This window comes from uncultured Granulicatella sp. (genome assembly GCF_963528315.1).
Taxonomy (GTDB): Bacteria; Bacillota; Bacilli; order Lactobacillales; family Aerococcaceae; genus Granulicatella.
This window is the reverse complement of the sequence record NZ_CAURVV010000047.1, coordinates 1-12234: the sequence shown is the minus strand read 5'-3', so window position 1 is coordinate 12234 and position 12234 is coordinate 1. Positions and strand designations below refer to the sequence as shown.

16 protein-coding genes are annotated in these 12234 nt (G+C 33.0%); all 16 read right to left on the bottom strand.

Annotated elements, in window-relative coordinates:
- Positions 1-700, bottom strand: a 700-nt coding sequence (locus tag RYK07_RS07890; protein WP_314853305.1) for a YSIRK-type signal peptide-containing protein, incomplete at its 3' end; no start/stop codon positions are given.
- A 319-nt stretch (positions 701-1019) separates the two neighbouring features.
- Positions 1020-1199, bottom strand: a complete 180-nt coding sequence (rpmF, locus tag RYK07_RS07885; protein WP_006703042.1) for a 50S ribosomal protein L32 — start codon at positions 1197-1199, stop codon at positions 1020-1022.
- 42 nt (positions 1200-1241) lie between these two features.
- Complete coding sequence (locus tag RYK07_RS07880) at positions 1242-1796, bottom strand: YceD family protein (protein WP_314853304.1); 555 nt, start codon at positions 1794-1796, stop codon at positions 1242-1244.
- A 145-nt stretch (positions 1797-1941) separates the two neighbouring features.
- Positions 1942-3129, bottom strand: a complete 1188-nt coding sequence (locus RYK07_RS07875; RefSeq protein WP_314853302.1) for a nucleotidyltransferase — start codon at positions 3127-3129, stop codon at positions 1942-1944.
- 8 nt (positions 3130-3137) lie between these two features.
- Positions 3138-3893 (bottom strand): class I SAM-dependent methyltransferase, encoded by a 756-nt coding sequence (locus RYK07_RS07870; protein ID WP_314853300.1) that lies wholly within the window; start codon positions 3891-3893, stop codon positions 3138-3140.
- The gene (gene rsfS / locus RYK07_RS07865) at positions 3890-4252 is read right to left on the bottom strand and encodes a ribosome silencing factor (protein ID WP_314853299.1); all 363 of its coding nucleotides are present in this window, start codon (positions 4250-4252) and stop codon (positions 3890-3892) included. The genes RYK07_RS07870 and rsfS overlap by 4 nt, the downstream gene beginning before the upstream one ends.
- Positions 4249-4851 (bottom strand): bis(5'-nucleosyl)-tetraphosphatase (symmetrical) YqeK, encoded by a 603-nt coding sequence (gene yqeK / locus RYK07_RS07860; protein WP_314853297.1) that lies wholly within the window; start codon positions 4849-4851, stop codon positions 4249-4251. The genes rsfS and yqeK overlap by 4 nt, the downstream gene beginning before the upstream one ends.
- Positions 4848-5474 (bottom strand): nicotinate-nucleotide adenylyltransferase, encoded by a 627-nt coding sequence (locus tag RYK07_RS07855; protein ID WP_314680600.1) that lies wholly within the window; start codon positions 5472-5474, stop codon positions 4848-4850. Before RYK07_RS07855 ends, yqeK begins: the two co-directional genes overlap by 4 nt.
- Before the next feature lies 1 nt (position 5475).
- Positions 5476-5802, bottom strand: coding sequence for a ribosome assembly RNA-binding protein YhbY (yhbY, locus tag RYK07_RS07850; protein WP_006703050.1), 327 nt, complete (start codon positions 5800-5802; stop codon positions 5476-5478).
- Between the two features lie 15 nt (positions 5803-5817).
- On the bottom strand, positions 5818-6933 hold the full coding sequence (gene yqeH, locus RYK07_RS07845) for a ribosome biogenesis GTPase YqeH (protein WP_314853295.1): 1116 nt from the start codon (positions 6931-6933) through the stop codon (positions 5818-5820).
- Positions 6926-7456, bottom strand: a complete 531-nt coding sequence (locus RYK07_RS07840) for a YqeG family HAD IIIA-type phosphatase (RefSeq protein ID WP_314853294.1) — start codon at positions 7454-7456, stop codon at positions 6926-6928. Before RYK07_RS07840 ends, yqeH begins: the two co-directional genes overlap by 8 nt.
- 16 nt (positions 7457-7472) lie before the next feature.
- Positions 7473-8363 (bottom strand): homoserine kinase, encoded by an 891-nt coding sequence (gene thrB / locus RYK07_RS07835; RefSeq protein WP_314853292.1) that lies wholly within the window; start codon positions 8361-8363, stop codon positions 7473-7475.
- 2 nt (positions 8364-8365) lie between these two features.
- On the bottom strand, positions 8366-9586 hold the full coding sequence (locus RYK07_RS07830; protein ID WP_314853291.1) for a homoserine dehydrogenase: 1221 nt from the start codon (positions 9584-9586) through the stop codon (positions 8366-8368).
- Positions 9587-9669: 83 nt separating this feature from the next.
- Positions 9670-9900 carry a YkuJ family protein gene (locus RYK07_RS07825; RefSeq protein ID WP_006703055.1) on the bottom strand — a complete coding sequence of 77 codons (231 nt, stop codon included), beginning with the start codon at positions 9898-9900 and terminating at the stop codon, positions 9670-9672.
- 98 nt (positions 9901-9998) lie between these two features.
- Complete coding sequence (locus tag RYK07_RS07820; RefSeq protein ID WP_314853290.1) at positions 9999-10871, bottom strand: NAD(P)-dependent oxidoreductase; 873 nt, start codon at positions 10869-10871, stop codon at positions 9999-10001.
- Entirely contained in the window at positions 10868-12094 is a 1227-nt protein-coding gene (locus RYK07_RS07815; RefSeq protein WP_314853289.1) for a glycosyltransferase family 4 protein, read from the bottom strand. The genes RYK07_RS07820 and RYK07_RS07815 overlap by 4 nt, the downstream gene beginning before the upstream one ends.
- Positions 12095-12234: the final 140 nt, after the last annotated feature.

Sequence of the window (12234 nt, the reverse complement as noted above, 5' to 3'; positions counted from 1 at the left end):
AGATTTTCTTCTCATCTGGAATCGAGAATGTGAAATCTACCTTTGGATCTTGATTCACAGCTGCACGAAATGTAGTATCACTTTCAATTTTGCTTCCATTACGTGAATCATTAGCACCAGTATTTTCAATTGCATTAGATTCTGATTTTTTCTCAGTGTTTTCCGCTTTGATTCCAACTGTTTCTTTACCTTCAGTTGTATCTTTAGCAGGAGTTTCTTTTTTCTCTAAAGGTTTATTACGTAATTTTGTATTGACTGTTGTAATTAACTGGGCATAAGCACTCTCTACTTCAGAAATAGTGTTTGAAGATTTCGCAATATTTGCTAAAGCTAGTGATTCTCGTACTAATTGAATACTCTCTTCAGTCTTATTCGAATATGCCCCTTGCGCTAATTTAGATTCAATTTCTTGAATATAATTTTGTAATTTTTCTTTTACACCTGTTAATTGTTTATTTTCATTTTCTGATTCTTTTTTCTCTATCAATTCTTTTTCTTCTTTTTTAGTTATCTCATCAACCTTTGTGTTGGCTACTTGAGTTGAATTTTCTTGAACAACTACTTCATTTGCTGCAACAGCACCATTTCCCATAAATAATAAATAGCTGGCAATTGCTACAGACGCAGCACCAAAACTATACTTTCTTATAGAAAATTTTTGAATTTTATTATAATTATTTTTTAAATTTCTCTTATACATATTGGCTCCTTCTTAATCTAGATATTCACATATATAATAGCATATTTTATTAATTACAACAAATTGTATGTATATGATTTTCACAAAAAGATTATCTATAAATCAATATTTCATAATACATTTTTCACAATTTTATAAATATGACATTTTCATTAAAATATCATATTTAATATTGCAAAATGATTATTTTTTCCACCCTATTAATGAATTTTTTATGTAATATAAAAAGGTCGCTTACGAAGAATAGCTTCCTCCATAAACGACTCAATTTTTGTAAAAAAATAAACCTACACATAATGTGTAGGCTTTAATGTCAAAATTATGCTTCTTGAGAAACAACTTCTTTTCCATCGTATTGTCCACATGATGGGCAAACATGGTGGCTTTTTCTTAATGAACCACAGTTAGGGCATGCGTTTAACCCTGGTACTTCTAATTTGAAGTGAGTACGACGTTTAGCTTTTCTAGCTTTTGATGTTTTACGTTTTGGTACTGCCATTTTGTACACCTCCTAATCAATCTTCTTTACATAAAATGCTTTTTACTTTTCAGTCTCATCGGAATCGAAGAAAGACTGTAGAGCCGCTAACCTTGGATCAATTTGTTGTTCTTTTGCAACTGTACGTCTTAAAGACAACTCATCTTGAGAAATCACTTCCCAATCTTGACCACTTGGCATTCGGTCTTCACTCAATTCCTCTGGCGATAAGACTTGTAAAGGAATTGAAAGTAAAATATGATCTTCCACAGCAGGTTGTAAATCTATCCAATCAGTTTCTAACGGAATAACAATTTCTGTTAATTCCTGTTCTTCAAATGAAGTTCCTTTTGGAATATATCGTTCAACAATTTCTATTGACAATGGCACAACCACTGGCTCTAGAGACCTGGATGAAGGAAGTGTGATATCGACAGCACAAGTAAATTGCGCAATGACTGTTTCATTTTGATACACAAGAAAACCTTTCGCTACTGCAGGAGAAACCGCCAAAATCGTATCGTCACGACTCTTTAAGTTGTCTTCTACTTGCATTTCCTCTTCAAAATAAACAGGCATTCCTTGAGAATTTTCAAGTTGTTTTAATGATATTTTCACATTTTTCACCCCTAAAGCAACATAGAGAATTATACTAAGGAATCTCTTGTTTGTCAATGTTTTCTACTTGACAATTGTATATTTCTCCATCATTTTATTTTATAAACTGATTCTACAGATTTCTGACAAAGATTGCAATCATTTTTTATTCAAGCAAACCTTTCATCTCCGGCTTAAACTGCTTAGCAGATTTATAACAAGACGGGTTCATTATATCATAGATGTTATCAAATTTCTTTTGTGTTTCTAAAGATGAATCTGCATAATTTGTAATAAATTCTGTTTCTTCTTCCCTTAAAGTTTTTAAATATAATCTTCCTTTTTCATTAAATCCTAAAACGGTCACTTCTTTTGGTTCACGAATACTTTCAAAATGTTGTTTTACTTGTTCTTTTGTAATTCCTAATAACACATAGATACATAAACGTTGTAGTCTTGCCCAAGTCCATCGTTTATTTTTCAATAATTGAATGAATTCATAAAACGAATTTGCTTGAGGTAAGAATTTTTTGAACCGATATTCAATCCCTTCATCCATTTGATAAATCGTTCTTAATTCTTCCACACTACTTCTTTCTAGTTGATACTTTAACAATGTCCAATACTGTTCCCAGTTATTTCGATATTCATTTGAAGAAACTTCGTTTAAATAAGGTAATTGAGAAAGCAATTGATGATTTCTATCCACTTTTAACAATTGTTTCCGCAATGCAGTACCACTAGCAAACTGTTCATCTTGGATTTTTTCATCTAAATGTCCATTTCCCATTCGTTCAATCGTTATAAATTCCATCGATAGATTGTGCGATAAAATTTCTTTTACATAAGCAAAACCTAATTGTTGATTCGGTTGTTGCATCAATCGATAGAGTGGACTATTTTCTCCAAAATTTTCTTTTGCAACAAGAGAAAGTCGATTCGCATAAGTGAGTGATTTCATTTCATCATCTGTCACATGTTCTTTGATTCGTGTTTGTAAGGTATTCCATTCTTCAAACGCTACTTGATAATCAATGGATGTATCTTCAACCCCAAAAGCAATTTCCTGGCATTTAGCAGCATGCAAAATACCAACGCCTCCAGCCGCAAACCAATCTGTGGCTTGTGTACTTGAAAGTGTTGGTAATTCTAATATCAGATCTGCTCCATTTTCTAGAGCCATTTTTGCACGATGCCATTTATTTTCAATAGCTGGCTCGCCTCTTTGAACGAAATTCCCGCTCATCGCAACAACAATGACATCTGCATCTGTTTGCTTTCTAATTTGTTCGATTTGATAATGGTGACCTTTATGAAATGGATTATATTCTGCAATAATTCCACAAACTTTCATTTAATTCCTCATTTCAATGCAATAAAAAACCAACGTGGAGAAGTCTCTTCAACTTCTGACTCACCAAACTCAGCTTTTACCCATACTTTTTTAAACCCTACCATTTCAAGAGCTTCTTGATACCATTCCATAGGGAAAGTTTGTTCCACATGTACTTCTTGAAAATGCTCAAACAATTCCTTACTCGTTTGAGATTCATCACGGACAAACATATCAATGACATGTTCTACACTTCCAGGTTCCTCTAATTCATAACTTTGCCATAAAAATGCTAAATTTTCACTTGTATAATGATATTGGTATCCTGGAAATACTTCTTGCATTTGATACAGAGAATGCACATCAAATAAAAACAAACCATCCTCTTCTAAATGCTCGTAAACAGTTTTAAAGACTTTAATAGTATCTTCAAACTCCGTTAAATAACAAAGTGAATCAGAATATAATGTAATGGCATCATATGTCTCTAATCCGTCTAAATCACGCATATCTTTTTGAACCCACTCAACGGTTGGGTAAATTTGTTGATACTTTTCTTTTGCAATATCTAACATTTCGCTAGATAAATCAACTCCGGTTACTTGGTAACCTGCATCTGTTAGAAGCGTAGATACTTCACCCGTTCCACAAGCTAATTCCATAACTTTTTGAATATTTCGCTTCGTATACGTGTTAAAAGATTTTTTTGTAAACTTCACCCACAATTGGTATTGTTCATGATCCATTACTTCATCATATACATGTGCAAAGGTTTGATAGGTCATTCTTTTTCACTCGCAATATTCACGATTGGTGCATCATTCCATAATTTTTCTAAATTATAATATTCACGGTCTTCATAGTAGAATACATGTACAATGACATCGTTTAAGTCCATTAAAATCCAACGTGCATTGTCTTTTCCTTCGATGCTTTTTACTTCAAAGCCTTCTTTATGTACTTCTTCTTCAATCGCATCTACAATTGCTTGTACTTGTTTTTCATTTTTCCCATGAGTGATGACAAAGTAATCTGCCAAAGGTGTTAAGTGTCCCACTTCTAATGCAACGATTTCTTGAGCTAATTTATCATCTGCTGCTCTTAATACTACATCTAATAATTGTTTACTACGATTTTCTGTCATACGTTTCCTCTTTCTATTACTAAATAATTATACACTTCTAATGTTCCAGGATATATATACACTTCTTTTTCAATTAAATATTGTAAAGTATGTCTGACTAAATATCGAACTGCTTCATCAATATTATGATGAGCAATGACTCTTGCTTCCTCTACTCCTGGATAATTTCTTCCATCTTCAATCGCATCTGCTACAAATAAACATTTGGATAACAGAGTCATTGAAGTGCCGCCAATCGTATGTTCACGAATAGCGTCTAAAATTTCTTCATCTTGAATTTCTAATTCATCTTTTAAAATTTCTGCACCTACTGGTCCATGTAAAATTTCAGAAGATTGATTTTTAAGTTGTTCTGACAACTGTTTTTTGACCACTAATTCTTGTAATTCTTCTAAGGGTCTTTCCTTTGCATAATCATGAATTAACGCTGCTAAAGAAGCTTTTGTAACATCTGCTCCATATAATGTCGCTAATTCAATGATTTTCTTTTCCACTCTTAAACAATGTTCAAATCTTCTTTGACTCATTTGAGAGCGAACTTGATTTAAAATTTTTTCACGACTCAAAGAAGAATAAGGAGAAAATTCTAAACCTGTCATTCTTGATACAGTCCTTTCTCAAAAATATATTCTTCTACACTTTCTGGAACAAGGTAACGAATACTTTGTCCCCATAACACATTTTTACGAATTTGTGTTGAACTAATTTCCATTTGAGGCGCTTCAATCCATAATACTGGATATGGAGTTTCTTTTGGATAACCTGGACGACAAACTCCTACAAATTGAACTTCATGAACTAACTCATCAATACGATGCCAAGTTGGTAAATAATCTACCATATCGCCACCAATAATAAAGTAATAGTCCACATCCGGATTTTTTTCTTTTAAGAGTTGAATCGTATCAAAGCTATAACTTTTTTCTGGGCGTTCTAATTCAATCGTTTCAAGTTCAAAATGATAATTATCTCGAATGGCTAATTGTGTCATTTCTACTCGATAATTGGCATCTATCGTCTTCTTTTCATCTACATGAGGTGGAATATGGCTCGGCATAAAATAGATTTTATCTAAATTCAATTGAACTCTAGCTTGCTCTGCCATAATTAAATGTGCTACATGAGGAGGATTAAAACTTCCTCCTAAAATTCCAACACGCTTTTGTTTTCCACTAAAATCATTTTGTTTTACTTTTGGACAAAGCTTGATGGATTGCATCATATTATCGCCCTCTTTTTACAAATTCTGCAAATCGAATCGAAATATCACGATTTTTTGGATTTCTAGCTTGTTTATATAATACAATTGTATGACCAATCACTTGAATAATCGTGCTGCCTGTTTGTTCTGCTAATACTTCAGCAGCTTCCTGAGGTTCTTCCATTGTATTTTGTAATAAACTTACTTTAATTAATTCACGTTTTTCAATCGCAAATTGGATTTGTTGAATCATTTCTTCACTTAAACCGCCTTTTCCAATTTGAAAAATCGGTTTAATACTATGTGCTTCTTTTTTGAAAAATTGTCTTTCTTTTCCTTTTAATTCCAATCCAATCCCTCCTTCTTATATAATCGATGGTCGTTTAATGACGTCTACTTCTTTCGGACTCCATACTTCAATGGTTCCTGGTTTTTGAATGGTTACCCATCCTAAACCAGCGATTACAATATCTGATTTTTCTTTTACTGAAAAGACTGTCTTCTGTAAAGCTGGATATTGTTTCACATTATCTCCTGTAGGAGGTGTTAAAATCGTCCCATTATGTCTTGCATAAAAATCATCTGCTTTTTCTAATTTTGTACGATGTAATTCAATCGTTTGTGGAGTGTAGAATGTTAAAGAGTTTCTTTCTCCTTTTGTATAATCCACTCGTACAAGTCCACCAATAAAAATCGTTTGTTCTGCATTTAATTGGAAAGTTTTTGGTTGTAATTCCTTTTGAGGTAATACCTTTTTCACTTCTTTTTCTGCTAAATAGTGAGCGATTTGATGACGGTGAATAATCCCCGGAGTATCGATTAAACTTGATTTTTCATCAAACGGAATATCAATTTGTCCTAATGTAGTTCCTGGGAATTGAGAAGTTGTAATCACATCTTTTGTTCCACCAATACTTTGAATTAATTTATTAATCAAAGTAGATTTCCCGACATTTGTTACCCCTACTACATAGGCATCTTTTCCTTGGCGATATTCATTTATTTTATCTAATAATTCATCAATTTGAATTCGTTTATTTGCACTTACTAAAATCGTATCTACCGGACGAATACCATATTCTTTTGCAAAACGTTCAATCCAGTTTTTCAAACGATTACGATTCACTGATTTTGGATATAAATCCACTTTATTAGCAACGAATAATACTGGATTATCTCCAATAAAACGTTTCAAGCCCGAAATCATACTGCCATATAAGTCAAATAAATCGACCACATAAACAACTAGTGCATCTTCTTCTGCAATTGAAGATAACATTTTTAAGAAATCATCATCACTTAAAGAAGCAGGTTGTAATTCATTATAATTTCTAAGTCTAAAACAACGTTGACAATAAACGGGTTCTTCTTTTTCTAACATTTTTGTCAACACACTTGTTGGAGTATAGCCGATTTCTTCATGATTTTCTGTTTGAATCGTCGCACCACATCCCATACAAAAATAGTGGTTTTCAGTCATGAATTTTCTCCTCCCATTTCTCTGAGTAATTTTTTCCATATAATATCGTTAAGATTGAATTTTCAAAAAATCGATTGATTCTTGTTTTCTTAGCATCTGATAACTTTAAAGGTTTTACAAGTATTGTTTGAATACCAAACGTTCCTGCACCTAAAATATCTGTCAATAATTGATCTCCAATCATCACAATTTCGTCTTTTGTTGCAGTCGTTTGCTTCAATGCTTCTTTGAATCCTTTATGCAGTGGTTTTAATCCTGGAAAGACATACGGAACTCCTAATTGTTCTGCTACTCTCTCAATACGATGCTTTCGATTATTGGACACTAAAATGATTTCAATTTGGTTTGCTTTTAACTCTTGAACCCATGCTTGTAATGTATCATTTGTATCTAATTCATCCCACTCCACTAATGTATTATCAATATCTGCAAATATAGTTTTTATCGATTGCTTTTTTAAAAACTCAATGGAAATGGATAAATAATCTTTAATAAACCACGTTGGTGTTAGTTTAATGGACATATTTCTCCTCTATCTATTATCTTTTTTCAACTCGAACGCCTAATTGATCGACGGTTAATACTCGAATGTTATATTTTCCTAATTCACTTGGTAATTGTTCTTGTAAATGTTGGGCAATACTTGGTGCATTTTCTTTTGAAGATAACACCATTACAGTTGGGCCCGCTCCACTCAAGTACGTACCAATTGCTTCTTTTTCTTTGGCAAGTTTACGTACCGGTGTTAAAAATGGAATTAATGTTTCACGATATGGTTCATGGAATAAATCTTTTTCTACGATTCTAGAAACATTTTTCCAATCTTCTTGCCATAGTGCTGCAACTAATACATTCGAACGGCTGCTCGCTTGTACTGCCTGAGAATAAACAAATTCACTAGGAAGAACTTGTCGACTTGCTTTTGTTGATAATTCAAAATCTGGAATTAACGCAATTCCTTGAATATCCGAGTGGATTTCCTTTTGTAAATAATCTACTTCTTGACTTTCTTCATCATAAGTTGCAACAACTAATCCACCTAAAATAGCTGGAGCTACATTATCTGGATGTCCTTCTAATTTTGTTGCCCACTCAACTTTTTGTTGTGGAGTTAAGTTTAATTTCCCTAATTGATTGGCTAATTCGATTCCTGCAACAATCGCACTAGAACTACTTCCTAATCCTCTTGTCATTGGAATATCACTTTCACACACTAAATGTTGAGGTTGTAATGTTGGGCAAACTGCTAGAGCTGTCTCGATAATTAAATTCTCTTCATTTGTTGGTACAGCTTCTCCAAATGGATGTTCAATTTTCCATTCAATACTTGGTTCTACAACTGTTAATGTTAAATATAAATCAACTGCAATCCCAATGGAATCAAACCCTAGACCAATATTGGCAGTTGTTGCGGGTACAATAATTTTCATTTTTATGCCTCCAATACTGGATAGATTCTAACAGCTTTTACACCATCCACTTGTTGATATGCGGAAACTTTTTCTTCTAACTCAGCTTCTGAAATTTGAGTGAATCGTGTTAATACTGCTTGATTTGGTAACGCAACACCGTCAAATTCTTCTGGGTTACTTGTTTCAATAACAACAGCATAGTCTTTTAATGGAGCTGTCGTTGTATGAACTTTCGTTGCTTTCGTTAATGGTTCAAATGGCACTACTTTTGCATTACGATTTTGTTGTGTTGCAATCATCATGACATCAGCTACTACACTTGTTGCAGTTGGGTGTGAACCTGCTCCTTTTCCGTATAATAAAATTTCTCCTAAAGCATCTCCTGTTACTGAAATGGCATTATTTTCATAAGCAACTTGAGCTAATAAGTGGTTTAAACTTACAAAATAAGGACGAACTTCTAAGTAAACTTCCTCACCATTTGCAACAACACTTGCTAATAATTTGATTGTGTAACCTGCAAGTTTAGCTAATTGTAAATCTGTTTTAGTGACTTGTGTAATTCCTTTTTTAGGAATCGCATCGAATGAAACATTTGTTCCAAATGCTAATCTTGTTAAAATAATTAATTTATAAGTAGCATCATAACCTTCCACATCACTTGTTGGATCTGCTTCGGCAAAACCTTTTTCTTGAGCTGTTTTCAACACTTCTTCATAAGATAATCCTTGTTGACTCATAGAAGTCAAAATGAAGTTCGTTGTTCCATTTACAATTCCGTAAATCGATTCTACTTCATTACTTGCAACATGTTCTACTAATGGACGTAATACAGGAATTCCGCCCCCAACACTTGCTTCATAATATAAATATACATTATTTTCTCTTGCGATTTGAGATAATTCAACCCCATGTTTTGCTAGTAAATCTTTATTCGCTGTTACCACATGTTTTCCAGATTCTAAAGCTTTTTTTACACAATTAAACGCAAAATCTACTCCACCTAAAACTTCTACGATAATAGAAATTTCTTCATCATTTAAAATGTAGTCTACATCCGAAGTAAATGTAATTCCTGGAATTTTATCGGCAAATAATTCTGGTTCTTTTACAAGAGCTTTTTCAATTTGTAGAGAAACTCCTGTTTTCTTTTCAATCGATGCTTGATTTTTTGTTAAAATATGATAAACACCACTACCAACTGTTCCAAATCCTAATAAACCAATTTTTTCTACTTTCATCGTAATCCCCACTTTTTCTTATGTATAAATATTGAAAAACCACAGCACACATTTTATAGGCGCCGTGGTTTATCACAAAGTCATTAATCTTGTAATAGTTCAAAAATTTCAATTGCGACTAAATCAATATCATCAAATTGGAATGTTTGTTTTGTCTCACAATCTTCTAACTCAAAGCTATCCGCTTCTTGATTAAATGTCACAACACATTTTTCAACACCATCTTTTTCAAAACGACGAATTTCAATATCCGTGCTTTGATCCGCCATTGTTTGTAGACGTTGCACAATCGCAACTAGTTGTGAAGGTTTCATGTTGCTTTACCCCTTTCAGCTTTCTTAATTTCTATTCTACCATAAAACTTTTTTAGATTATATGAAAATCCCTTTAAAAAACATACTTTTTTATAAATTTATTCAGGAAGTGTCCAATATAAGTGGATGAGTGCTTGTGTTCCTAAATCTCCGAAACCATCATCACAAACTGTTTCGTATAATTTTCTTGCTTGCAAGGTTGCTGGCAAGAATAATCCCATTCTTTCAGCTTCGTCAATTGCAATTCGTAAATCTTTTAAGAAATGTTTTGCAAAAAATCCTGGACTATAATCTTTCTTCAAAATTCTTGGTCCATAATTCGACAATGACCAGTTAGCGGCGCTTCCTGCTCCAACTGTTTGAAGTACTTTTTCTAAATCTAATTCAGCAGCTTTTGCATAAACTAACATTTCAACTAAGCCTGTCATCGTTCCAGCAATCATAATTTGATTCGCCATTTTAGTATGTTGACCAGCTCCATTTGTTCCTTGTAAGGTAATTGTTTTTGAAAAAGTCTCTAAAATAGGACGTACTTCTTCTAAAACAGACTCCTTACCGCCCACCATTGTGGATAATGTACCATTCTTAGCTCCTAAATCTCCTCCAGATACTGGAGCATCTAATGTCTCACAAGAATATTTTTCAGCTTCTTCTGCAATTTTCTTCGCCAAAAAAGGAGTACTTGTTGTTAAATCAATCAGTATTGTAGATTTTTGTAAACCTTGAAAAATTCCTTGTTCCCCAAAATACACTTCTTCTACATCTGTTGGATATCCTACAATCGTTAATACAACATCGGATTGATTTGCTACTTCTTTTGGAGTATCTGCCCATTTAGCTCCAGCATCGATTACCGCTTGCGCTTTTTCTTTTGTTCGATTATATACTGTAACTGGATAACCGGCATTTAATAAGTGCTTCACCATAGAAGACCCCATTACGCCTGTTCCGATAAATCCTATTTTCTTCATTCTTCATTCTCCTTATCATCGTCATAGATTTTGAAGAAATTCATCTTTTCTAACCAAGTTTTCGTATTTTCTTTATCATGTTGATAATGACTAATTGCATCTTCATAAAAAGCTTCTACTCTTTTAGCAAATGTTACAGAAGAAATTTCTTCTAACAATTGATTTTGTAATTCCTGAACTTGACTAGAAGATTGTTTACTACATTCTAAATAAGCTAATACACTTGAAGCAATATCTTCATCTTTTTCAAATAGCATTCCTAATTCTGGTTTTGTAATAAATTGTTGCAAATAATCATTTTTCTTTGCAATAACTGGAATTTTATTGACTAAAGCTTCTAAATAAGTCAATCCTTGGCTTTCAGACTCAGAAGCATTTACGTATAAATCAGCCATTTGATAATATTGAGATACATGTTGATGCTCTACCTCACCTGCAAATTGTACATATGGAGCAATTCCTAATCTTTCCACTTGTTTTTCCAGTTCTTCTTTTTCTGGACCTCCACCAACAATACAACATTTTACTGAGGCATCTTTTTCTAAAATAGTAGGCATTGCATCTAATATTGCCGCAATATTTTTTTCTTTCGATAAACGACTTAAGGATAATAGTACTTTATCTTCTTTTGTATAGCCTAGCTTTTCACGTAATTCTTCTGCAACTTGGGGATTCATTTCTGGAATTTCAACACCTGTTGGAATGACACGAACTTCTTGGTTCACTCCATAAGATAATAATTTATCTTTTGTCATTTGACTTGGTGCAATCACTCCACGAGTTTGATTACAAAAGTTTTTTGAAATATATGCCACATGACTTGGTCTTAAAATCTTTCCATTTGCAATATAATGTAAATATTTTTCATACATTGTATGGTATGTATGGATTGTTGGAATCCCAAGCTTTGCTCCTAAAATTTTCCCAAGTAATCCTAAACTAAATTCTGTTTGAGTATGGATAATATCTAATTCGTATTCTTGAGAAACTTTATAAGCTTCAATAAAGCCTTGAACGGCAATTCTTCTTTCTTTAAATGAAAACAATGGAATACTTCCTAAGCGAACGATATTCCATTCAGGCATCGTAGCATTTGGATCGGTTGTTGTAAAAATAATAACCGTATGTCCGAGACGTTCTAATTCTTCTTTCAATACTCGCACAGACGTAGCAACACCACTTACTTGAGGGAAATAGGTGTCTGTAAAAATCCCTACTCGCATAAGTTCCTCCTTAAATATCTCTATTGGTCTTTTTATTCGTTCTAATTCTTTCACACGTATCTCTATTATATACGATAGTCCAATATCTGTCACGAAGTACAAGAAAATATAATACAAACCAAAGACTTCCCATAGTAGCT

What these genes read in the sequence shown, in the direction of transcription:
- RYK07_RS07840 (WP_314853294.1), bottom strand. Translation starts at nt 7,456, where the DNA reads ATGTCCATTAAACTAACACCAACGTGGTTTATTAAAGATTATTTATCC.
- yqeK (WP_314853297.1), bottom strand. Translation starts at nt 4,851, where the DNA reads ATGACAGGTTTAGAATTTTCTCCTTATTCTTCTTTGAGTCGTGAAAAA.
- rsfS (WP_314853299.1), bottom strand. Translation starts at nt 4,252, where the DNA reads ATGACAGAAAATCGTAGTAAACAATTATTAGATGTAGTATTAAGAGCA.
- rpmF (WP_006703042.1), bottom strand. Translation starts at nt 1,199, where the DNA reads ATGGCAGTACCAAAACGTAAAACATCAAAAGCTAGAAAAGCTAAACGT.
- RYK07_RS07830 (WP_314853291.1), bottom strand. Translation starts at nt 9,586, where the DNA reads ATGAAAGTAGAAAAAATTGGTTTATTAGGATTTGGAACAGTTGGTAGT.
- yqeH (WP_314853295.1), bottom strand. Translation starts at nt 6,933, where the DNA reads ATGACTGAAAACCACTATTTTTGTATGGGATGTGGTGCGACGATTCAA.
- RYK07_RS07870 (WP_314853300.1), bottom strand. Translation starts at nt 3,893, where the DNA reads ATGACCTATCAAACCTTTGCACATGTATATGATGAAGTAATGGATCAT.
- RYK07_RS07820 (WP_314853290.1), bottom strand. Translation starts at nt 10,871, where the DNA reads ATGAAGAAAATAGGATTTATCGGAACAGGCGTAATGGGGTCTTCTATG.
- RYK07_RS07825 (WP_006703055.1), bottom strand. Translation starts at nt 9,900, where the DNA reads ATGAAACCTTCACAACTAGTTGCGATTGTGCAACGTCTACAAACAATG.
- RYK07_RS07855 (WP_314680600.1), bottom strand. Translation starts at nt 5,474, where the DNA reads ATGATGCAATCCATCAAGCTTTGTCCAAAAGTAAAACAAAATGATTTT.
- RYK07_RS07815 (WP_314853289.1), bottom strand. Translation starts at nt 12,094, where the DNA reads ATGCGAGTAGGGATTTTTACAGACACCTATTTCCCTCAAGTAAGTGGT.
- RYK07_RS07875 (WP_314853302.1), bottom strand. Translation starts at nt 3,129, where the DNA reads ATGAAAGTTTGTGGAATTATTGCAGAATATAATCCATTTCATAAAGGT.
- thrB (WP_314853292.1), bottom strand. Translation starts at nt 8,363, where the DNA reads ATGAAAATTATTGTACCCGCAACAACTGCCAATATTGGTCTAGGGTTT.